The 21724-nt window shown below is 66.9% G+C and carries 14 protein-coding genes and 4 pseudogenes; 4 read left to right on the top strand and 14 right to left on the bottom strand.

From position 1 onward, the window contains the following. Positions 1-1021: 1021 nt before the first annotated feature. The gene (locus H9Y04_RS44450) at positions 1022-1837 is read left to right on the top strand and encodes a carbonic anhydrase (protein WP_187819966.1); all 816 of its coding nucleotides are present in this window, start codon (positions 1022-1024) and stop codon (positions 1835-1837) included. A 137-nt stretch (positions 1838-1974) separates the two neighbouring features. Here the strand turns inward: H9Y04_RS44450 and H9Y04_RS44445 are convergent. The 3 genes and pseudogenes from H9Y04_RS44445 to H9Y04_RS44435 all read right to left on the bottom strand — a co-directional run. Beyond that, positions 1975-2331, bottom strand: a pseudogene (locus H9Y04_RS44445) (transposase); the annotation flags it as partial. A gap of 392 nt (positions 2332-2723) precedes the next feature. Continuing rightward, positions 2724-3350 carry an MIP/aquaporin family protein gene (locus H9Y04_RS44440; protein WP_187819965.1) on the bottom strand — a complete coding sequence of 209 codons (627 nt, stop codon included), beginning with the start codon at positions 3348-3350 and terminating at the stop codon, positions 2724-2726. 32 nt (positions 3351-3382) lie between these two features. After that, positions 3383-4834 (bottom strand): catalase, encoded by a 1452-nt coding sequence (locus tag H9Y04_RS44435; protein WP_187819964.1) that lies wholly within the window; start codon positions 4832-4834, stop codon positions 3383-3385. A gap of 761 nt (positions 4835-5595) precedes the next feature. Between H9Y04_RS44435 and H9Y04_RS44430 the strand changes: the two genes are divergently transcribed. Further along, entirely contained in the window at positions 5596-5907 is a 312-nt protein-coding gene (locus tag H9Y04_RS44430; RefSeq protein WP_187819963.1) for a hypothetical protein, read from the top strand. Between the two features lie 278 nt (positions 5908-6185). Here H9Y04_RS44430 and H9Y04_RS44425 read toward each other — a convergent pair. The 5 genes and pseudogenes from H9Y04_RS44425 to H9Y04_RS44415 form a co-directional block, all read right to left on the bottom strand. Next, positions 6186-6964, bottom strand: a pseudogene (locus H9Y04_RS44425) (IS256 family transposase). Next, positions 6961-7245, bottom strand: coding sequence for a transposase (locus H9Y04_RS47650; protein WP_308802051.1), 285 nt, complete (start codon positions 7243-7245; stop codon positions 6961-6963). Before H9Y04_RS47650 ends, H9Y04_RS44425 begins: the two are co-directional and overlap by 4 nt. Before the next feature lie 6 nt (positions 7246-7251). Beyond that, the gene (locus H9Y04_RS47325; RefSeq protein WP_236072219.1) at positions 7252-7401 is read right to left on the bottom strand and encodes a hypothetical protein; all 150 of its coding nucleotides are present in this window, start codon (positions 7399-7401) and stop codon (positions 7252-7254) included. Between the two features lie 280 nt (positions 7402-7681). Then, positions 7682-7919 (bottom strand): annotated as a pseudogene (locus H9Y04_RS44420) (transposase); the annotation flags it as partial. A 217-nt stretch (positions 7920-8136) separates the two neighbouring features. Next, a complete protein-coding gene (locus H9Y04_RS44415; RefSeq protein ID WP_187819962.1) occupies positions 8137-11850 on the bottom strand; it encodes a S8 family peptidase in 3714 nt (1237 codons plus the stop codon). Positions 11851-12146: 296 nt separating this feature from the next. On the opposite strand from H9Y04_RS44415, the gene H9Y04_RS44410 reads away from it, so the two are divergent. After that, positions 12147-14327, top strand: a complete 2181-nt coding sequence (locus H9Y04_RS44410; protein ID WP_187819961.1) for a M60 family metallopeptidase — start codon at positions 12147-12149, stop codon at positions 14325-14327. A gap of 281 nt (positions 14328-14608) precedes the next feature. Beyond that, positions 14609-14854, top strand: a pseudogene (locus tag H9Y04_RS47320) (cystatin domain-containing protein); the annotation flags it as partial. Here the strand turns inward: H9Y04_RS47320 and H9Y04_RS44405 are convergent. The 6 genes from H9Y04_RS44405 to H9Y04_RS44380 form a co-directional block, all read right to left on the bottom strand. After that, positions 14768-15511: a tyrosine-type recombinase/integrase gene (locus H9Y04_RS44405; protein ID WP_187819960.1), complete on the bottom strand. Its 744-nt coding sequence runs from the start codon at positions 15509-15511 to the stop codon at positions 14768-14770. The pseudogene H9Y04_RS47320 and the gene H9Y04_RS44405 overlap by 87 nt on opposite strands. 48 nt (positions 15512-15559) lie before the next feature. Beyond that, complete coding sequence (locus H9Y04_RS44400; protein ID WP_187819959.1) at positions 15560-15988, bottom strand: hypothetical protein; 429 nt, start codon at positions 15986-15988, stop codon at positions 15560-15562. Positions 15989-16060: 72 nt separating this feature from the next. Then, positions 16061-16588, bottom strand: coding sequence for a hypothetical protein (locus H9Y04_RS44395; RefSeq protein WP_187819958.1), 528 nt, complete (start codon positions 16586-16588; stop codon positions 16061-16063). A gap of 562 nt (positions 16589-17150) precedes the next feature. Further along, positions 17151-17816, bottom strand: a complete 666-nt coding sequence (gene istB / locus H9Y04_RS44390) for an IS21-like element helper ATPase IstB (RefSeq protein ID WP_306660244.1) — start codon at positions 17814-17816, stop codon at positions 17151-17153. Positions 17817-18033: 217 nt separating this feature from the next. After that, a complete protein-coding gene (locus H9Y04_RS44385) occupies positions 18034-18342 on the bottom strand; it encodes a hypothetical protein (protein WP_187819957.1) in 309 nt (102 codons plus the stop codon). Positions 18343-18383: 41 nt separating this feature from the next. Next, the gene (locus tag H9Y04_RS44380) at positions 18384-21389 is read right to left on the bottom strand and encodes a DNRLRE domain-containing protein (RefSeq protein ID WP_187819956.1); all 3006 of its coding nucleotides are present in this window, start codon (positions 21387-21389) and stop codon (positions 18384-18386) included. Positions 21390-21724 lie beyond the last annotated feature (335 nt).

Genomic DNA, 21724 nt, shown 5'->3' with positions numbered 1-21724 from the left:
CACCTTCGACGGCCGGCTCTCCGCCGCCCGGCGCTGAACCCCAACAACCCCAGAACCACCGTTAGCTTTACAGACCCGGCCGCCGGGGCTGGCCATTGTCGGTCGGACTAGTAGCTGTTGGGCTGTGCTAGCTCGGTGTGCGACCCAACGTCTATTCCGGGGTTGTACTTGTTCGATGGGCTACTTCTGGGTGGGGGTATCAACTTTTGCTGTGCGCTTCTGCTGACGGGGTGCGTGAGGTTTGTCTGGTTAAGCGCGTGCAGGGCGGTCGGGGCGTAACCCGTCGGGAGAGTGGCCAGCTCCTTGCCGCGGGTGAACTGGAACAGGAAGTACGGATCGTGAGTCTAAAGATGTCGTCGCGTAAGCGGCTGGTGTCGGGTTGTGCTCTAACGGTCATGGCTGTGATGGGTGCGGCGCAGGCCGCGCAGGCGACTGTGGGGGTTGCTGGTGCTGTGCATCAAGCACCACCTCCTGGTCGACACGCTCGGCCTCGTCCTGGCGGTCTGCGTGAGCCCCGCGAACGTCGGTGACCGTGACGGAGCTGCTGGCTCGGTGCGTCGACAAGTTTCCGCGGCTCCAGCACTTGTGGGCAGACCAGGGATATCGCGGCCGGGACTTCTTGGACTGGGTCCGGGAGGAAACCGGGATCACTGTCCAGATCGTGCAACGCAAGGACGGCGGGTTCCGCAGCACCTGGGCCAAGGCGGGCACGCCACTGCGAGTGGTGCCGATGCTCGCGGTGGTCCCACGCCATTGGGAGAACGCGCGGAGTTCCGCCCGGTTGGGCCGCTACCGGCAGCCCTCCAAAGACCACGAATACCTGGCGAGCAGCCAGGAGAACGCAAACTACCCGGCCACGGTCATACCGCCACCCCATCGCACAACAGCAACAGGCCTGCCCCGAACGAGGCTTCCCAGACACCCTTTAGTCGCCACACCGCACCTCAAACACTCAAACGTGCCCCCGGGGAAGAGGAGCCTCCCCTCCCGCTCATCCGCTTCCTACTGAGACAAGGCGTCCATGAGTTTCCGCACCTGTTCCGTACAGCAATCAATCCGCCTGGCCTCAGCAGGCCTGGTAGCAGCCGCACTCATCGCTGGCTGTTCCACCGGTACAGCGGAGAGTGATAACGAATACGACGCTGCCAAGCCCGGAGCCCACGGGTGGAGCTACGAGGGCGTCTCCGGTCCCGAGAAATGGGGCGATATCGATCCAGAATTCGCCACGTGCAAGACCGGCCGGGCACAGTCTCCGATCAACCTTGGAGTAGATGACAGGACCACCGAAGCGGCCAAAATATCCATCGATTACAAAGTGGTATCCCTGAAGCTAGAGAACAACGGGCATACGGTTCAGGCTACCGTCCCGCCAGGAAACACGATCGCCGTCGATGGCACCTCATATGAGCTCCAGCAATTCCACTTCCACTTGCCTAGTGAGCACACAGTGCGAGGGGAAGGAGCCGCGATGGAGGTCCACTTCGTCCACAAGGACGCCGCCGGCAAAATAGCAGTGCTGGGTGTTCTGATGGATGAGACTCCCGGCCTTTCACCCTTCGCCTCAATCTGGAAGACGCTCCCGGCCCAGAAGGGTGAAACACGGAATATCGACCAGCCGGATGACCTCAACTCACTGCTACCTCAAGAACATGGCAGCTTTCAATACGAGGGGTCTCTCACTACCCCGCCATGCAGTGAAGGTGTCCGTTGGGTAGTGCTTCGTCAGGTAGTTGGTATTTCCCCGGAAGAGGTAAACCAGTACCGCAAGATCTTCCCTAGGACGAATCGTCCAGTGCAGCCTCGCAACGACCGAGACCTGGTGACCACTGCGAATTGAGGCCAAGCCCTCCATGGTCGTGGGGGAGGTATGTGTGAAGCACGCCGAGAATACTCGGCGTGCTTCACACATACCTCCCCCACGACCATTCTGAGCCCCGATTTTAGAGTGGGTGGCGTGGTGGCCTGGGTTCATGGTTGGCCCCCTTTTCCAGCGCGGACGTGAGCGGCGTCGAGCACGACGCGGGTGACGTCGATGAGGCCGGCGTCACCGAGTCGGCAGAGCACAACCTGGAGCAGCCGGCCCCAGACACCGGCCAGGGACCAGATCACCAGTCGCCGATGAGCAGTCGACTTCCAGATCACGAAACAGGGCGACAGCTGCCGCCACCCCCATCCACTGACCAGCACATAGATGATGGCGGAGAACACCGTCTCATCAGGCGTACCCGGCGTCCCGCCACCCTGTGGGCGCACCCTCGACAGCGGCAGCAACAGCCTCGCAACCTCCCACAGCCCATCCGGAACGACCCAACCCCACGCCCCCTGAACCATATTGAGGCCCCACTCCGCCCCACCACATACGACAACGTCTCAGAGCCCGCGATCACGGAAGGCCAGTGCGTAGCGCCTGCGCCGCAGCCAGCCAAGAACCATCAATGAACTTACGGAAGTGGAGAATCAGGGCAGAGAGATTAGCTGAACACCTGGTGCAGCAACTGGAGATGCAGAGCGCAACGGATGCAACCCACGGGGAGCCGCGGACTGTTACCGGTGGAGTCGGCGGCGCGCTGTCCGCCCTGGCCCCTAGCCAGGACCAACAGGCGGCAGGCAACAGGCGACAGGCGACAACAAGGGGCCTCCCAGCGCTGGGTTGCTTTGCAACCCGAGCTACCGAGAGGCCCCATCGATACGGCAACAGAGACTTGCTGCCGCGTACAGCGATGTCAGACGTCGTCAGGATTCGCCACTCGGAAGAGGAGAGCCGCGCCTGCGCCGCCGACCAACGCTGCTGCACCGTAGAGCCAAAGGTTTCCCCACGCGAGACCGCTGCTCACTGCGCCGGCGAGGGCGACTGCGGGGTTGAAGGCTCCGCCCGTGATGGGGCCCACCACAATCGCTCCGGCCATCACCGTGAGGCCGATCGCGACTCCGTAGAAGCTGTTGTTCGGATGGCTCTTACTTGTAGCCACGTTGAGGACAACATAGGCCAGGGCGAACGTCATCAGCAGCTCACCGGTCAGGATCGAGAGCGCGGATGCATCCAGCGGGACAGCAGAGTGTTGTATGTCGCGAGTGAGGAGCGCAGCCAGCAAGGCACCGGCGAGGCCTCCGAGGATCTGGGCTGCGATGTAGCCGCCAGCGACTTTCGGACTAATTCGACGTCGGAGACAGACGGCGACAGTGACCGCCGGGTTGTAGTGGGCGCCCGATATGTGGCCACCAGCGAAGATCATCGCGGCAAGTACGCCGCCGATAGCAATGGGAGCGAGGGGTGTTTCCACGACGCCGGATGTGGTGATCACGAGCACGAGGAACAGGGTGCCGACAAATTCGGTGACAATGGCGCGCATTAGGTTGCTTTCAGTGGTGGGGCGTGAGGTGGTCAGCCGCACAGGGCCTTGACCGCAATCTCGAGACGCTTGCCGAAGTCGCTGTCCGCCTGGCGGAAGTTGTCGATGGCACGCTCGGCGATGTCGTCACGGGAGACCTTGGCGATGAAGCCGGCCAGGTTCTCGATCAGACGGCCCTGCTCATCCACAGACATCAGACGGTAGAGGTTGCCCGCCTGTACGAAGTCGTTGTCGTCGGAGTGCGAGCGGGCGGCGTGGTTGCCGGTGCCGCCTGTGACGGCGGACGAGACCCACAGCGGCTTCTCCGTCTGGCGCGGGCCGCCGAAGGAGTTCGGCTCGTAGTTCTTCGCGCCCTTGTGGCGGCCGTCGTACAAGTAGCCGTCACGCGAGTAGGTGCGTGCCTCAGCGGCGTGCGGGCGGTTCACGGGCAGGTGGTCGGCGTTGATGCCGACGCGGTATCGGTGCGCGTCGCCATACGCGAAGAGCCGGCCCTGCAGCATCTTGTCCGGGGACGGACCGATGCCCGGCACGAAGTGGGCGGGGCTGAAGATGGACTGCTCGACTTCAGCGAAGATGTTCTCTGGGTTGCGGTTGAGCTCCAGCTTGCCGATCTCGATCAGCGGGTAGTCCTCGTGCGGCCACACCTTGGTGAGGTCGAACGGGTTGAAGCGGTAATTCGCCGCGTCCGCCGCCGGCATGATCTGCACCTGCACGGTCCAGGTCGGGAAGTCACCGCGCTCGATGGCCTCGCGCAGGTCGCGCTGGTGGGAGTCGGGGTCCTCACCGGCGAGCTTGTCGGCCTCGTCCTGGGTGAGGTTCTTGATGCCCTGGTCGGTCTTGAAGTGGTACTTGACCCAGAAGACCTCGCCAGCCTCATTGTTCCACTGGAACGTGTGCGAACCGTAGCCGTTCATGTGCCGGTACGAGGCCGGGATACCGCGGTCACCGAAGAGCCAGGTCACCTGGTGCGTGGCCTCGGGCGACAGACCCCAGAAATCCCAGACGTTGTCCGCCTCCTGCGAGCCGGTGTACGGGTCGCGCTTCTGGGTGTGGATGAAGTCGGGGAACTTGATGGCGTCCTTGATAAAGAACACTGGGGTGTTGTTGCCGACGAGGTCGTAGTTGCCCTCTTCGGTGTAGAACTTCAGCGCCCAGCCGCGGGGGTCGCGCACGGCGTCGGCGGCGCCGAGGTTGCCCGCCACGGTGGAGAACCGTAGGAACGTCTCGGTCTGCTTGCCGACCTCGGAGAGGAACCTGGCGCGCGTCCACCGCGAGACATCACGGGTCAGGGTGAACGTGCCGTACGCGCCGGCGCCGCGGGCGTGCACGACGCGCTCCGGAATTCGCTCGCGATTGAAGTGCGCGAGCTTCTCGAGCAGCAGCTGGTCTTGGACTAGAACGGGCCCGCCGACGCCAGCCGTCTCGCTGTTCTGGTTGTCGGCGACCGGCGCGCCGGCTTCGGTAGTGAGTGACTCTTGCGGCATGGATTGAACCTCAACTCTGAAGGTGTGGCCGGTGATTCCACGGGCTCGGGCCGTCTCACAGGGCCCTAATCGCTCCGCTTCACCACCTATCTGACTAGATGCAAGATCTATACGGAATAGGTTTTTTGTTACGAGAATCTGACGGCTGCGGACCGGCGCCAAGGGGCACACTGCAAGGGGCCGCCCTTGAGGGGCACGGCCTGCTTCCATGCTGTGGGTATAGGGATTTCAGCTCGGATAGGCGGTGCAGATTGGCGACGAGAAGCTCGGATTCAGGCTCTGCCCGCCGTGCCGCGCCCATGCCCTGGAGGCCAGGTGGGTGACTCATAAGGATGCGGTGCGGGTGGAGCGGGTGTGGGTGTAGAACGGTGTGACCTGTATGTCCGCCCGTACCCCCGAGGTGCCGGTGGGTTGCTCGGATTGCGCGGGAGTCTCTGCGTGGGTGCACAGCCGCTATGCCCGCACGCTGGCTGACCTTGCTGTCGGCGGCCGGTCGGTGTCGATTGGGATGTCGGTGCAGCGAAAGTCCTGTGACGGCCCTCACTGCGGTCGTAGAACGTTCGCCGAACAGGTCGACGAATGACGGTGCGCTACCAGCGTCGCACTCCACTCCTGCAGCATCTGGTGGAGATAGCCGCGGTGTTGCTCGCTGACCGCGGCGGCGCCCGGCTACTGCCGATCCTGAACGCGCCGCTGTCCCGCACCAGCGTGCCGTTCCACCTAATGCGTATGCCGCTGCCGCCAGCAGCCACGCCCTGGGCGTGGACGACTTCGCGCTGTACGATGACGTCTACGGCACCTGGTGGTCGATGCCGACACCCGACTCCCGCTCATCCTCTGGGCGGGACGGGAGGTTGGCCGCCTTCCAGCGGAACCATCCCGGCGTCGAGGTCGTCTGCCGCGACGGCTCACTTCAATGCCGGCAGGGCATCAGCGACGGTGCACCCAATGCCATCCAGGTCAGCGACCGCTTCCAAGCGGGTCGCGGACATCGCCGCCACGCACCGCAGCTGCCTATCGGCTGCAGTGCACGAGCCCGAATCCGCCCCTTCCTGCAGCACCGTCCGATCTGATCGACACGCCAGGCCCGGCGCCATGCGAAACGACTGTTCGAAACGGTGCACGCGGTGACCGACACCAGGCGCTCGATCAACGCGGCAGTCCATGAGCTGGGCCTGGACTGCGAACGGTGCCCAAGCACGCCCGCGCCGCCAGCTGGCAGACTGCATCCACCGGTCGCGGCCTCGTCAGCCCACTGCTCTGGATCCGTACCTGGACTGCCTACGGCAACGCTGGGTATTGGACGACACGCCACGCGAGCGGGTCGTGTCCCTTGCTGTGGTGTCTAGGATCAACTGACGGGCGTGTTCGTGGTGTTGGGTAGTGCCGCGGCGCTTTCGCGGTAGATCTCGCTCATGCTGCCTTCGGGGAGGTAGCGGCGGGGGAAGGCGATCCATTCATCGTGCATTTCGAAGAGCATGGCGGTGACCAGCCGGATGAGTGCGTCGTCCTTGGGAAAGACCTGGACGAAGTCGATCCGGCGCTTGATCTCCCGGTTCGCCCGCTCCAGCAGGTTCGTTGACTGGATCTTCTTCCAGTGCCGGGCCGGGAAGTCCGCGAACGCGGTCAAGTCCTCCTTCGCCTCCAGCAGCATCGCTTTGACCATGGGAAACTGCTGCCCGAGGTGTCCAGCTGGGTGCGCACGAGCCCGGCGGTGGGCTGAGTGAAGATCGTGCGGATCGTCACGGCCACCATCTCCCCGGAGTCCCGGTCGATCACGTTGAAGGCGTTGCGCAGGAAATGAACCCTGCACCTTTGCCAGGCGGCGCCGAGCATGACCATACGGACCGCGGCGACCAGCCCGGCGTGCTGGTCGGTGACCACCAGGCGGACCCCGGACAAGCCGCGCTCACGCAGCGAGCGCAGGAAATCCTTCCAGAACGCCTCGCTCTCGCTGTCGCCGACCATAAGCCCCAGGACCTCACGGTTGCCGTCCTCGGTGATGCCGGTGGCGACCACGACGGCCCGCGAGACAATCTGGTGGTTGACCCGCGCTTTGCAGTAGGTCGCGTCCAGGTAGACATAGGGGAAGCGGACATGATCGAGGGGGCGGGTGCGGAACGCGGTCAACGGCTCGTCCAACGCCTGGCAGATCCTCGAGACCTCCGACTTGGAGATGCCGCTGTCCCGCCAAGGGCTTTGACCAGGTCATCAACGCTGCGGGTGGAGACGCCTTGCACGTATGCCTCCATGATCACCGCGTAGAGGGCCTGGTCGATGCGGCGCCGACGCTCCAGCAGGCTGGGGAAGAAGCTGCCAGTGCGGACCTTGGGGATGGCCAGATCCAGATCGCCGGCCAGCGTGGTGAGCACCTTCTCGCGGTGCCCATTGCGGATGTTGGTCCGCGTCACGGTGCGCTAGTTCCACTCCGCGCCGATGTGAGCACTTGCTTCGACCTCGATCAGCTCCTGCACCATCCGCTCGGCAATCGCGCGGATGAGCTCGATTCCGTCGGTCGAGCGTAGTGACTCAAGCAGCCGTATCAGGTCAGATTGGGACAGGGCCATCGCGCACTACTCATGGTTGAACTGGGCGTTCATCAAGGAGAGTTACGCGGTGGCCCGCCTCCTGGTCAGGGAGCGGTACTCACCCATGGAAGTGCGCCCCGGGCAGACGCCCGCGCACTCCCAGCCGCTGATCGCGTACACCACGACAAGGGACACCGTCCGCGAGGGTCATGTCCGCTGGAGCGGTGTATCGACAGCCACTTGGCGATCCAATTTCAGGTAAGGCAGTGAGTTCGGCCGGCAGGGCGATATCGTCGGATTCTCCGTCGATCGGGTGGGGTCGAGCCTTAGCCCGGAGTTCGCGAGTCATGTAGCGGCGCGCTTCGGTCCATTCGTCGTTCGGCTCGGCCAAGACAGCGCCGACCAGACGGATCACGGCGGTGCGGTCGGGGAAGATGGCGAAGATGTGGGTGCGGCGGCGGAGCTCTCTATTCACCCGTTCCTGGGGGTTGTTGGACCAGTTCTGTCCGCCATATCTCGCTCGGGAAGCGGGCCAACGCCAGCAGGTCTGCCTGGGCGGTGGAGCAGGTTGCGGACACCATTGCGCTGCCCGCCCGCCTACGGACAGCAGAACCGCCCGCAATCTCATGCCCTGCTCACCATTTGCCGTCTCTTCGGCGATCGATCTTCGACGGCACCAAGCGAGGACGAACAGCACCTTGATGCACTGGCGTGACCCAAAGGGCAGCAACCCTCAGCCCTCCGTGCGGACGAGGGCTGCTGCCTGCTGTTCAGCTACTTGAGGCCGAAGGCCCGGATGACTTCCTGTGTGACGCTGTGCCCGTCGGAGCTCTCCGTGGTGGTGCGCAGGGAGACGAAGCCGCCCGGGGTATCTGGCGGGGTGAACGCCGCCGCCCACTTCCCGTCGGCCAGCTTCGTAGCCGTGGCGGGCTGCCAGGTGGTGCCGTCGTCGTAGGACACCTGGAGGGCGGCCCGCGTCGCATGGACGCCACCGGACCAGCTGACCGAGCCGAGCCCGAGGTCGACTCGGTGACCGCCGCGGACGTCGCCGGCGAGGTCGGTAGAGATGTCGTAGGTCAGGTTGAGCAGGTCGAGATCCTCCTGCCAGGGATCGCTGTCCCCGGCCGGTATCGCACCGGAGACGAAGCCCCATTCGGTCCGCGTGCTGACTGAGGTCTTCCACACCTTCGCGTCCCGGGTGCCGGTGGCGACGAGCCGGTACGGCAGCCGCTCCGGCGATACGTCGGCCACCGTGCCGGAGGAGCCGTTGAACGTCTTCAGCAGCGTGTCGCCCTGGTAGACGGCGAGCTTGTTGGCGCTGTACGTGGTCTTCTGCATGGCGCCCACATGGCCGGCGCCGCTGCCCGCCCACATCGGGATGTTGAAGGCCAGCTTGTTGTCCTGCTGCCGGAACGGAAGCCATGTGCTGCCCCCGATACGCGGCGCGGTGATCGGCTTGAACCAGTGCTCGCTGTGGTTGACGCCGGCCTGGAAGCGCTGGTCCACATCGATCTCGTCGAGGTCCGAGGACCCGGAGGCGGCGAACCGGATCGCGTGCGTCTCCTGCCAGCGGCCGCCCGCGGGCGGCGGGGTGACGTAGTCGGTCCGCACCCCGGGGTAGGACTCGAGGCCACGGTAGCCGGTGCAGCTGCCCCGGCCGGACTGGAAGCACCTGCCGCCGTAGCCGGGGGCCTGCTTGTCGCCGTAGAAGCTGTTGGTGACCTTCGCCAGTTCCTCGTGGGCCGGGCTGTAGTCGAGCGTGCGGTCCGGGACCGAGCCGTCGTAGACGCGTGCCAGGTCGTACTGGTAGTCCGGGAAGCGCTTCTGCCGGATGTTGAGCGTGCCGCGGCCGGACTTGGCCTCGGCGATCAGCCGCTCGCCGTCCAGGCGCATCACGGAGGCGATGGTCAGCGACTGGCTGCTGCCGTCCTTCGGCGTGTGGCTGTCGAAGGCGCGCCCCTGGCCGTCGTTCACCGTGATCAGCATCGCGGCGCTCGCGTCGGTGGCCGCCTTGGCCCGGGTCAGCGCGTCGACCTCGGTGCTGCGGGTGACGAGGACGGCCTTGCCCCTCGCGTTCAGCCCCGCGTAGTCGGTGGCCGCGCCCTTGCCGGCGTACACGGTCTTCAGCGAGCTGACGCCGTCCTTGAAGGCGGTGCCGACCTGCCCGGCCAGCTCCACGTTGCGGCCGTCGCCGGTCTCGGCGTCCAGGAACTTCTCCCGCTGGAACCAGCGGGTCGTCAGGCCGAACTCGCCCTTGGTGACGGGCTTCGTCGGCGAGGTGTACAGCTCGTCGTTCTCCAGCGGCAGTACGACCGAGCCGCTGAAGCCGGCCCCGCTGGTGTACGTGCGGCGGAAGTCGAGGATCGTCTGGTCGTTCTCGGTCTCCCGCTGCGTGGTGGTGGCGACCCGGCGCGCCTTGCTCGCGTCGAGGGTGATGGTGGTGTCGCCGGTCACGGGGTTCTCCGGGGACGTGAGGACCACCCGGGCCCTGGAGTCCGCGCGAGATCCCGGGATCTCGAATGACGACCAGGCGGTGTAATTGCCCGGCGGCACCCGCAGCGTCCGCTCACCGTCCACGTCCAGCAGCCAGGGGCCGTCGGCGCCCTCGTACGTCATGCCGATGGTGTCGGAGGCGGGCTTGCCGTCCCGGCCGACTAGCTTGAACGTGACGTCGTAGAGCTCGCGCTCCTTGTACAGGGCGAAGCCGGTGTGCGCGGCGACGGTGCCGGTCGCCGCGTCGGTGGCGGTGACCTGGCCGGAGAACTTCGAGTCGACCGGCACGTTCGTCGGGTCGAGGGTCAGCGTGACGACGGCGGCGCCGCCGGCCGGGACCGTCAAAGTACTCTCGGAGAGGCTGCACGCCGCGTCCTGCGTGCTCAGCGCCAGGTCCAGCGTGACGTCCGCCGAGCCGGTGTTGCGGTAGGTGATCTTCCGCTCCGAAGCGGCGGCGCCCTCGTGGGGCCACTTGTAGACCGCCGCGTCCACCGAGCCGGTGGCCTCTATGGTGGTGTCGACGGCGTTCAGCACGTCGAGCCGGCCGGTGCCCATGGCGTACGGCGGGTACTTGGCGAGCTGCTTGGAGGTGGACATTAGCGCGTGCTTGATGCGCTGGCCGTCCCAGTCGGGGTGGCGCTGCTTGAGGATGGCCGCGGCGCCCGCGACATGCGGGGTGGCCATCGAGGTGCCGCTCATCTTGCGGTACATGCCGCCGGTCCAGCCGGGCACGGCCTGCGAGGCGGCGGCCCAGATGTCCACGCCGGGCGCCGAGATGTCCGGCTTCAGTGCGTACGACCCGGTCAGCGGGCCCATGCTGGAGAACGAGGCGCGTACGTCGGTCTTGCTGACGGCGGCGACGGTCAGCGCGTCCCGGGCGGAGCCCGGGGTGGCGACGGTGCCCTCGCCACCGGCGTTGCCGGCCGCGATCACGAACAGCGGGCCGCCGTTCGCGGAGAGGGCGTTGACCGCCTGGGCCTCCGGCGAGTCGCCGTCGTCGGGTCCGCCGCCGAGGCTCATCGAGACGACGTCGGCGCCCTGTGCCTTCGCCCACTCCATGCCCGCGACGATCCACGACTCGTCGCCGTAGCCGGTATCAGCGAGCACCTTGCCGATCAGCAGGTCGGTGCCAGGTGCGACGCCTTTGTACTTGCCGTCCGCGGCGGCGCCGGAGCCGGCGACGGTGGAGGCTACGTGGGTGCCGTGGCCGTGGCCGTCGGTGACCTCCTCGCCGGGCACGAAGCTACGGGTGCCGGCGATCCGGTCCTTGACATCCGGGTGGGCGGGGTCGACACCGGTGTCCAGGACGGCGACCTTGGTGCCCTTGCCGTCGTAGCCCTTCGCCCATGCCTGCGGAGCATTGATCTGCGGCACGGACTCGGCGAGCGAGGCCTTGACCTTGCCGTCCAGCCAGATCTTGCCCAGCCCGGCGTCAAGGGTCTTCGCCCCGGCGGTGACGTCCTGCCAGAAGGCCCGCGCCTGCTTCTTGTCCGCCTTCAGCGCGGTCGCGTCGATGGATCCGAGCGTACGGACCGCCTTGGCGCCCTTCGGGGCGGCCGGGGCCTTCGCGGACTTCGCCTTCGGCGCGACGGCGATCACCGGGATGCCGACCGACTTCGCGTCGTCGTAGCCCATCTTCGCCAGCTGTGTGACGTTGAACAGCCGCTTGTCCAGTTTGTCCGTGGCAAGCAGGCCCATCGCCTCACTGGGCAGCACATAGGTCTGGTCGCCGTAGGTCTGGACTTCGACCCCGCCGGTCGCGCCCTCGGCGCGGTCCACGGTCACGATGTCGTTCTTGCCGGGGAGGTCGGTGTAGTGCACGACGTCGCCGGTGATCAGCGTGATGTCGTACGAGGTGCCGCCGGCGGGCCGGGGCGCGCTTGTGGCGCCCGCGGTCTCGGCGTTCGCCGTGGCCGGCGCGAGCAGCCCGGCGCCGAGGGCGGCCGCGGTAGCGGTCGCCGCCAGCACGGAGCGGCGTCTGGGTATGGAGGTCATGGAACGCGTGTCTACCTGCAAGCCTTGCCCAACGCACCGCCCCTAGGTGGCGGAAACCCGCCATGGCGCAAGGCCGCCACGTGGCGAGCGCCTGGTCATCAGCCCCCACTCAGCCAGGCACAGGCCCCGGAACGCCCACTGCCACCGCGCGCCTCCCGCCGCACTCGGCGCGGCATGCCGACCTCACCCACCGGGCAGCGGATTCCCCCCTAGTGGTGCGTCTGAGTGGGGTCGACTACGTTTGGTGCGCCGTGTGGCGCGGCCCGGCGTGTGGACGACTACCTGAGCATGTGGCCATGCAGATGCTCGAACGCCGCGGCCGCGTAGCCGCACTGACCTGCACCGTGACGGGTCTTCTGGTGGCCGCGGCGCCACCGGCTCCGGCACCGGTCGCCGTCCCCTCGGCAACCGTGAGACTGGTTGCCGAGGCGACCAACCGCCCCTCCCACGCACCTGGTGAGGAGTTCACCCAGTCCATCGACTTCTACAACGACGGTCCGGCCACGGCCGACACCGTGGTCGTGGAGGCAACCATGCCCACGGGTCTGATCCTGAAAGAGACCTACGCGGGCCACTGCACCATCCCCGAGCCGAACCGGCTGCGGTGTGAGCAGCCGGGACCGGTTTCGGCCAACCGGAACAAGGAGTACAACTGGGCGCTGCTGACGTTCCAGGTCGACCCCGCCTTCACCGGCTCCAGCATCACCAACACCCTGACCGGCACCTCCTACATCGGCGGATCGGTCTCCAGCCGCACGGCGCTGCGGACCACCTTCCAGGTCCGCAGGCCCCCCGCCTACCCGGATCAGCCCAGCCCGCAGCTCTTCCCGCAGAAGCGGTCGTTCTCGGTGCAGCCCCTGCCGTCGCCGGCTGCCGAGAGCACCCGGCTCGGCTCAAGGATGTACTGGCCGGGCTATCGGCCGACCGGCTTTCATCTCAACCCGCGGCGCAAGCTGGTGGTCACCGTGACAACCCACGCACCGGACGCGCTGCCGCCCAGCCTGGTCGTCGGTAACCACGACATGATCGACCCCGCCGCCCCCCGCGCCGACCTGCCCGATCCCCGCACCTATCCGCTCACCCCGGGCCGCAACGAAATCACCGACCCCGTTGGCGGCATCCTCAGCGTCGAGGCTCCGCGGCGACGTGCGTCCGACCCGAAGATCGACATCACCTTTGACCGGGCGGCACAGCCGATCCCGCTGTATGTCCTGGGACGTACCAGCAACAGGCAGTGGCAGCACATGCTCCGGGTCGCCAACCGGCCCTTCGCCCAGCTGCAGGGTCGGCGCATCCAGCTCGCCGTCACCCGCGACACGGCACGGCAGTACGCCACCGCCAGCCAGGACGACCTGCTCCGGACGTACGACCGGATCGTGGACGCGCAGGACGCGGTCTCCGGCATCACCCGAAACGGATCCGTACGCCCGAGCCCACTGCTCCAGCAGGTCGTGGAGTACCGCACCGGATTCACGGCCAACGCCACCGACTACCGGATCGCCTGGCCCACCGACTGGTCGCGCCCCGAACTAATGACCGCCAAGGGGCTGTCCCGCTCCTGGGGGATGTGGCACGAACTGGGCCACCAGCGGCAGATGACCAAGTGGACCTGGGACGGTATGGGCGAACAGACCGTCAACATCTACGCGCTGGCCGCCCGCAGGCTCTTCCCCAAGATCGCCACCGAGCACGCGACGGCCAGGGAGTGGAGCGACGAGGCCCGGCGCTACCTCGCGCTGCCCTTCGCCCGGCGGAACTTCGACGCCCAAGGCGCGCTCCATTTCGGCCGTTTCACCATGTTCGAACAGCTGCGGCTGCTGTACGGCAATGCCTTCTACCCCCGGCTGCACCAGGCTGCCCGGCCCGTCGATCGCGGCCAGGCCGGCTCGAGCGCCGCCCAGAAGCGCTTCTTCATGGTTCAGGCCAGCAGGGCGGCCGGCAGTGACCTCACGGCGTATTTCACCGAGTGGGGGTTGCGGCCCGACCGGGGCACCCGGGACGCCGTCGCCGCCCTGAGGCTGCCGGCCCAGGCGCCCATCGTGACCCGGACTGGGGTGTACGGAGTGGGTCAGCCGTTGGCCAACGCGCACTCCGGCCAGTGCCTCGCCGACCCTCGCGGGAGTCGGCAGGCCGGCACGCGCATGGTCCAGTGGTCCTGCTCCGGCGGCGCCGATCGGCGTTGGCGGCTCGCACCGGCAGCGGGTGGCACGCACACCCTCAGCAATGCTCATTCCGGCCAGTGCCTCGCGGTCCCCAAGGGAAGCAAGGCCAAGGGCACCCGTCTCGTGCAGTGGCCCTGCCTCGGAAACGCGTCCCAGCGCTGGCGTGTCACCTCGGCGGCGGGCAACACCGTCACGCTGACCAACAAAGCGACTGGCCAGTGCCTCACGGTCCCTGGTGGCAGCCGTGTCAGGGGTACGGAGCTCGTGCAGTGGCCCTGCCTGCGCAACACCGCGCAGCGCTGGCGCCTTCGCTGACCGTCCTGCAACGACGGCTTCGGCGCCCCTCCGCACCGGTGCCGAGGCCTTCTCCACGGACGGTCTCTGTTGGCGACGCGCCTGGCTCTCCACGCGCATCCCAGGACGCGAAGGGGCAACGCCAGCATTGCGGTGAAGGCGACTTCCGCCACCGCTCAGTCGCTGACCCGTCATCCCCTGGCGGCGCTGCTGGTGACCGCAGAGGGGGCGCCCGGACGCGGGGGCAGACAACGGTTTCCGGTGTGGGAACAACGGACAATTGAGGTTGAGGAGCCGAGGATATGACAGGAACGTCAGCAGGGGGCTGGTCATCGCAGGACCCGCAGGATACGGACGTGGCGCGCATCGCCCACTTCGTCCTGGACCATCTCAACGTGGCCCCGGATGCCGCGGCCCGGCACGTAATGGGTTCGGTGGTCTGTGCCGCTCACCAGGTCGTGTCAGGCAGCAACTACAAGGTGACGTTCACCATCGATCCGGGGCCCCAAGCCCAGGTCGTCACCGCCGTTGTGTGGGAACAGCCCTGGCTGGACCGCGCCGAGATCACCCACCTCACTATCGCGCCGGCCGCTGACAGCGGAGTGTCTGATTGACCTCGCGCTTTCAAGTGGGATGAAAGTGGTCACCGTGGCGTGAACGCGAAAGTGCCTCTTGACCGGGGACGGTGAAACGTGTCGAGGGTCTTGGCCGTCTCGGTTGGACGGCACTCTTCGCGTGAAGGCAAGCGGTTCGCGTCCCAAGGCCCTGGTCCCGGCGGATGGTTCGGGCGTAGTGGGGCGCTCCGGCTCGCGGATCACGCCGATGCGACCGGCCTGGCATCCGCGAGTCATCGGCGGTTCCCGCAGCACGCAGTGCCCGGCATACTCCACCTTGCCCCGCCCGCCCCCGGCCAGGGCGAGTACACCAGGTACTTGTCGTGGAACAGGTCTTGTAGGGCGCTGACCTGCGGAAATGGGATCAGCTCGGCGAGCGAAACACGCTCTGGGGGATTTGAGGGCGAGCGCTGGCATGAACCGTGCGTCCATGACCGCCATGCCCTTCCGCCCAGCTTCCGGCATGAAGTGCGCGTAGTGCTCCAGTGTGATCGTGGGGGATGCGTGGCCCATCCACTCCGCGACGGCTGCGGGCGATTCACCGGCTTGCAACTGCACGCTCGCGAAGGTGTGCCGCAGAACGTGGAACATGTCCTCACGCTTCGCCGTGATCACGGGGGTGCGCACGAGCCGGCCGTGCTACTTCTCGGCCTTCTCGCCTGTCTGCCACGCAAGGCCGACGGCGAGCAGTGCCTTCCGCCAGTTGAACTCGTTGAACGTCTTGTGAGCGACCGGGTTGCCGTGGGCTGTGGTGATCACCAGTGAGACAGCCACAGGCATGCGCTCACGGCGCTGAGCATCATTGACGGGCTCGGCCGGGTCGCTCCACGGCAGCGTGCACGAAGTAGCAGGGAACGCCTGTAGCGCTTCACGCACCCGCCTGGTCAGATGCGGAGGCACCGGCACAGAGCGCTCCTTGCTCCCCTTTGGCAGGCAGAAGTACGTCTTCCCGCTCGCCCATTGCAACTGCCGCCGAATGTGGACGACACCTTGTTCGAAGTCAAAGTCGTCCGCTGCCAGCCCGAACACTTCACCCTGGCGCAGGCCGAGCCCGACGCCGAGATCCACGGTGAGGCGGTACCGCCCCTGCAGTTGCGCTCGCACCGCGTCAACAACGTCCCGCCGCGCCCAGGCCTTGGCCTATTTGTTTCGGGTGCGGGGAGGCTTGATCGTGCGATGCTCACGACACGGGTTTTGCGGGAGCAGCTTGTCGTCGACCGCGGCAGCAAGGATGGTCGACAGGTGCGTCCAGATGGTGCGCGCCGTCGAAACCGCGGCTCTGAGGGCGAGAGCAGCCTGAAACTGGCGAAGTGTCGCCGCATGCCGCAACTGGTTGAGGCTCTTGTCGCCCAACAGCGGCAGAATATGGTTCCGGACCTTGCCCAACATGGACGTGCGGGTGGACACGATGTCCGTGCGGTTGGGGATCCACTGCCCCTCGACATACTCCCGCAAGGTGATGGAGCCGTCGCGCGGGTCGAAGAAGTCACGCTCCCAACTGCCCGCCTGCGCCTTGGCCATCCAAGTCTTAGCGTCCTCCAGGCGTTCAAAGGAGCAGTCAGCTACGCCGGGCACACCGGTGACGCGGTACGCGCAGCCCACGGCCACGCAGAACTCACCCCCGAGCAGCAGGCCGCCGCCGAGGACCGCATCCGCGCTGCCGCCCAACGCGCCCTCAACCGACAGGAACCCGCATGACCACCAGCCCCATGCCCGCCGCGCTGCGCGCCCAGTTCCGGCGCCACCCCGCCCTCGACCAGCCCTGCCCTCGCTGCCACGCCGCTGCCCTGATCCGCTGCCACACCCCCGCGGCCGACGCCTCACCGAGCCCCACCCCGCACGACTCGAACCGATGGAGGAGCCGTGACCACCCCCGCCCAAGCGTTCCCGCCCGCGGTGCTGGCGGTTGTTTGTATCGGGATGAACGAGAGCCACTGCATCGGCGAGATTGGGAGCCACCCCTATCGGGTGACTTCTCGACGCTTGGTGTGGAGTGTCCGTGCTGAACAGACAGTGGATGCCGATAGCTTGTGTGTCACCGGGTCCTGTCGGTCCGTGTCCCTGACAGGCACGGCTCGAAAGGACCCGGCTCCGTTGTGCGCGGGTTGATCAGCTGGTGGCGTCCGCGTAGTAGGCCCGCAGGATGGGGCCGATGCCTGTCGGTGGGCTTCGAAAAGTGACCCAGTCCTGGTCTGCGAAGTCGGACCCCCGGTCCGTTAGTTGATATTGCTCATTCCCCGGTGCTGGCGGGTGGAATCCGGCCGAGGTCGCGTCCGCGCATGCGGTAGGAATCGCCCTTCATTGAGATGACTTCGGCGTGGTGGACGAGGCGGTCGATCATGGCGGCGGCGACGGTGTCGTCGCCGAACACCTCGCCCCAGCCTCCGAAGGGCTTGTTGCTGGTGACGATCACGGAGGCGTGTTCGTAGCGGCCTGAGATGAACTGGAAGAACAGGTTCGCGGCCTCGGGTTCGAAGGGGATGTAGCCGACCTCGTCCACGATGATCAGCGGGATGCGGCTGAGCCGGGTGAGTTCGTCGGCCAGGCGGCCAGCGTGATGGGCATCGGCGAGGCGGGTGACCCACTGGGCAGCGGTCGCGAACGCGGTCCGATGACCGGCCTGGCAAGCCCGGATCCCGAGGCCCGTGGCCAGGTGAGTCTTCCCGGTCCCGGGCGGCCCAAGGAAGATCACGTTCTCCATCCCGGCGACGAAGTCGAGTGCTCCGAGGTGGGCGATCGCCTCGCGTTTCACGGACCGTTGGTGGTCGAAGTCGAAGTCCTCGATCGATTTGCGGGAGGGGAAGCGGGCGGCCCGGATGCGGCCCTCGGCGCCGTGCGAGTCGCTATTGGTAGGTGCGGCTAATGGAACTTGCGGAGTTGGGCGCCTGAAGTGCAACTCACAGGCAGGAACTCCTGCCATGCAGCACGGACAGCTACTGGACCAGTCTCGGAATCGAGTCCCCTTGGGGGTGGACGACTGTGGCGCCTCGTTGGGTGGCGTGTCTCAAAGCTGGTGGGGCGAGTTCATCCATTCGCGATCGTCGGTACGCCCTACGGCACTGGGGTGCAGTCGTGAGATCGGCTGCACCCCAGTGGTTGTGTCCGGCAGCTCCCTATCGAATGGAGTTGACCAGGCTGTTGGCGGCGATGAGGCCGAGCCCCGGCACAGCGTCGCGTACCGCCTTCACGGCACGTACCTGGTCGCGTGCCGCGTCAATGCCGGCGTCCCGGATGAGGCGACGGGCCCACTCCCGGGTCCGCTCGTCGTCCGAGACGGCGCTGTGGCGATCCACGATGCGCAGGGCTTCCTCGAGCCCCGTCCGGTGCTGGGGATCGGCTGTCTCCAGGGCCGCGGTGAGTTCTTCCTTCACGGTGTCCAGGTCATGCAGGACCAGGATGGGTGGTGCGTTCTTGCTGGCCATTGCGATCCGTTCTTGGGCCGTGGCGTGGATAGTGACGCCGGTCAGAAGCAGTAGGTCTGCACGCTGGCGATACCCAGGATTTGGATGGCCGCGTTCTTGCCGGCCTTCTTGGCGTACCGCTTGAAGTCGCCCTTGGTGCGGGCCTTCCACAGCAGCTCGGCGGTCTTTCGGGCGCCACCAAGGGCCTTGATGGCCTTGTACGCCTTGGCGGCCGGGAAGAACGCGACCACGACCGCGGCGACACACTTGGACCACTTCCATACCGAGCGCCAGAACGGGTCAGCGACGATCGGGAAGGCCGTGTCGGCGTTCACGTCGATGGTCTGCACGATGTCGCCGTTGTCGATGCGGAAGCTGGTGGACACGGTGTTGCCGTTGGCGTCCTTGGCCCACGGGGCGTCGAACTGGCCGAGCTGCAGCGGCTCGATGTCGAACTTCTCCCAGGCGCCGGGTGCGGCGGCGTCGTAGCGGGCGCGCAGCATTCCGGCCTGGGCGCCGGTGTAGTTCTTCTCGGCGGACACCCACTTGTTGTTGATCGTGGAGCGCAGCGAGTGCGTGCCGTCGGCGTTCTTGAGCAGGGTGAACTTCTCCCACGCGCCGGGTGTGGCCGCGTCGTAGCGGGCCCGCAGCATGCCCTCCTGCTCGCCGGTGAAGTTCTTCTCGGTCGACACCCACTTGTTGTTCGCCTTGGAGCGCAGCGAGACGGTGTTGTCGCTGTTGCGGACGAGGGTGAACGTCTGCCAGGTGTTGATGTCCGGGGCCGTGGCCCGAACCATCCCTTCCTGGTTGCCGGTCTCATTGAGGCGGGCCGAGGCGTAACGCTCGGTGGCGCGGGAGTGGATGGCGACGTCGCCGGTGGGGTTGGCCGGCGAGCTGGAGTAGGCGGTGAGCGCGCCCTCCTCGTTCTTCTCCACGACGGCGGTGGACGGCAGATCCAGCGGGGTGCGGTACTCGCGGGCGGCGCTGGCGTTCTTCAGGACCTGCAGGGTGCGGCTGCCGCCGTTGAGGGTGGGCTGCACCACCGTGTCCACCGGCTTGCTCGGGTCGCTGTAGACCACCGAGTCATTGATCCTCACGCCGCGCACCTGCCCGGTCGGCATCCCCATCTCCATGCCGGGGAGACCGTGGTTCGAATCAACCGCGATCTGCTCGCCGCTGTTCCAGGGGATGGCGACGGTGCTGTCGGTGGTGGCGATCGCGGCGTACTGCGCGTTGCTGGTGCTCGCCGCGGTCAGATCGGCGGGCTCCTGCGCGCTGTTGACGGCGCCGGCCGCATGCTCGGCCGCGTTCAGCTGCCAGCCCGTGTCGACAGTGAAGGTGACCGGGGCGGACCAGCCGTTGGCGTAGTGGGAGCCGTCATAGGTGGTGGTGCGGAAGGTGTAGGTCTTGCCGTTCTGCAGCTCCCCGGCCGGCACCTTCGCCGACGCCGTGGCGCCTTCCTCGACGAAGGCGGAGTTGAACTGGGTGACGACCTGGCCGGTGGCCTGGTCCTTGATCTCGAAGGTGCCCTGGATCGCGTCGTCATCGTTGGTGTCCTCGGTGGTGAACCTGAGGGTCGGGGTAAGCGAGTTGACCTTGTAGATGCCGCCGTTGCTGATGTACGGCGGGCCGGCCTGCAGGTTCGCGCCGCTCTTGGGCCGGTAGTTGTAGGTGACTTCCAGCTGCGGGATCTGCGCGTCGTTGGTGTGGTCGGAGGAGTAGAACCGCTTCCACGCGTACGTGTCGGACTCGCTGGCGGCCCGCAGGCCCATGTGCCCCTCGGTGGCCTTGGCGCTGGCCCAGTACTTGGCGAGGTCGGTCACGTTCGCCGTGACGTAGCCGGCGTTGCTGCAGGAGGCGGACTTGGTCTCGGTGGAGGTGGCGAACTTCTGCCGCCAGGTGGGCTGCTTGGTCCAGCGCGTCGAGGTGTCGGCGGCGTCGGTGGCCCACACCTCCCAGCCGCGCTTCTCGCACGACCAGGAGTGGTAGTTGTACAGCTTCAGCTTCGCGTCGGAGACCAGCGCGTCGGCGAACTGCTCGGTGTCCCAGGAGATGAACGAGCGGGCCGTGCGCTTGGTGGAGCCCGAGTAGTCGCCCGGCCAACCGAGCTTCAGGTCGGTGGACACGGACTGATCAGCGCTCTCGCCGCCCTGGACGAAGGTGTCGAAGAGCAAGTCCAGGGTGCTGGTGGCCGGATCGATGGTCACCGGGTACTGCGTCTTGGGATCGGACAGAAACTCCGCGTCCGGGGTGAGGCGCAGCTCGACGGTGTCACCGTGCTGTTCGACCTCCATGGCGACCTGTTTGCGGTTGGTGTGCTCACCGGACCGCTTGTCGACGGCCGCGTCCCACATCACCGGGGCCGGCATCACCGCGGCCACCTCGCCGGTCTTGGCGTCCTTGAAGGCGACCGAACCATCCTTCTGTGCCTCGGCCTTGAGCCCCTTGACCTTCAGCGGAAGCGTCACCGGCGCCGCGCCGTCCTCGGGGCGCTCATTCAGCTTCAGGTACTGCTCGAAGCCGCTACGGGTGACGTCCACGACCAGGTCGGCGCCGGGTATCGCTTCGCGGTAGGTAGCCCGCGGTCCGTCCAGAACGGGCTCGGGCAGCCCGCCTTTCCACTGCACCTTGACCTGCGCATCGCCCGAACCGAGCGTGATCAGGTCACGGGCCGCAGACGCCGGCGCCTGGGCCGCGGCCTGGGCAGAGCGTGCCTTCGCCCCGCCCTGCCCCGCGAGCTTCAGCCCGTCCGGGTGCGCCTTGGACGCGACCGTGCCGTCCTTCTGCCGGGCGAAGTCCAAATCGACATCGACCCACTTGCCGCCACGGATCATCCGCACCGGCCCGGCCGCCTGCTCGGCCGTCAGCGTGCCGTCGGGGTTGGCGTACGTCGTCGACGACTCGGTCCGCCGGTCCAGAACCTCAACTCGCCGGTTCTGCTTGGCCGCCGCCTGCAGCGCCTGCTCCGCCGTGATCGCCTCAGTGATCGGCGCTCCCTTGGGAGCCGTCGTCACCTGCGGCTCCTCCGGACGCTCGGGCGCCGCGAACGCCACATGGGGTGTCGCCACCAACAACGCCCCGGCCGTCAGCCCTGCGATACCCGCACTGCGAGTACGCCAACTCCACTGCACGTCTTACTCCCTGGTCTCAGCCAAGACGGACCGAACCCCCGTACAGGCGATCCACAGCCGCCGCTTACTCGGGACATACAAACGCGGCGAAATTGAAGCAGATAGGGCATTAGGCCCCTGATCACATCACGAGATGATCAAGGAGATGGAGCGCGTCGTAAGAACACGCGAAAGCGCCCCCGGCGGCCCTCACCGTGGGCACCGCCCCAAGGCGTCGCCCTGGCAGGGCATTCGACACAACAGGCTCAGGGCGTCGGCATCTCTTGGCGGCG

Origin of the sequence: Streptomyces polyasparticus, from assembly GCF_014493765.1 — a bacterium.
GTDB lineage: Bacteria > Actinomycetota > Actinomycetes > Streptomycetales > Streptomycetaceae > Streptomyces > Streptomyces polyasparticus.
This window is presented reverse-complemented; position numbering and strand designations above follow the sequence as displayed.